We start from the raw sequence: 706 nt of genomic DNA, 5'->3' as shown, positions 1-706 counted from the left end.
TCTTTTAATTGCGCAACATTCACCGCGTCGGTATCTGCAGTACCAGCTGCTACGCTTATAATTTGTCTGGTTTTACCCTTAATATAATCACCAACACTCACTGCGCCCAGCGTACTTTTCCATTCCCTTGCGGCGTTTGATGTAGGACCATGCATCAAAGGACTATAACCAAAAACATTAAGCTCCCTAACGGCTATAGATTCTGCTCCTAGAGCAACGCCACTTTCCACAAAAACTTTAGACTGAGCACCTATAGCAATACCATATAGCGCCTCCTTCGTTGCAGATGCATTGTAACCAAGAACAATCCCCTGTGTTGCATAATTCTTCGCGCTATAACCAAGAGCCATTGCATAATCACCAGCTGCAAGTACTCTCTTGTTTTCATCAACGTCCTGCCCCTTACCACCACTAACTCCAACACCCCCGATTGCAATGCTAAATTTACCTTCCGTTTTTGCCCCCCGCCCCAAAATAACAGAACCATACGAATCTTTCGTTTCTGCCATAGCCCCGATGAGAACATTCCAACCGTTACCAGTTTTTGCACCATACCCGATAGCAACAGAACCGTTTGTGCCCCCCCCAACACTAACAGACGCATTGTCACCAATAACAACACTCCAGTGGCTCCCTGCCACGCCAATCCCATCACCCAAAACAACATTGTTGTCTTTAGAACGTTGCATTCCCGTATTTCCACCCC

The 706-nt window shown here is 46.5% G+C and carries 1 pseudogene; it reads right to left on the bottom strand.

From position 1 onward, the window contains the following. Positions 1-689: pseudogene (locus tag ACFIKY_RS09170) on the bottom strand (hypothetical protein); the annotation flags it as partial. Positions 690-706: the final 17 nt, after the last annotated feature.

The organism is Bartonella sp. CR127HXZ, from assembly GCF_042194555.1.
Lineage (GTDB): Bacteria > Pseudomonadota > Alphaproteobacteria > Rhizobiales > Rhizobiaceae > Bartonella > Bartonella grahamii.
Note: the sequence above shows the minus strand (reverse complement) of the source record. Positions and strands in the feature narration are given on the sequence as shown.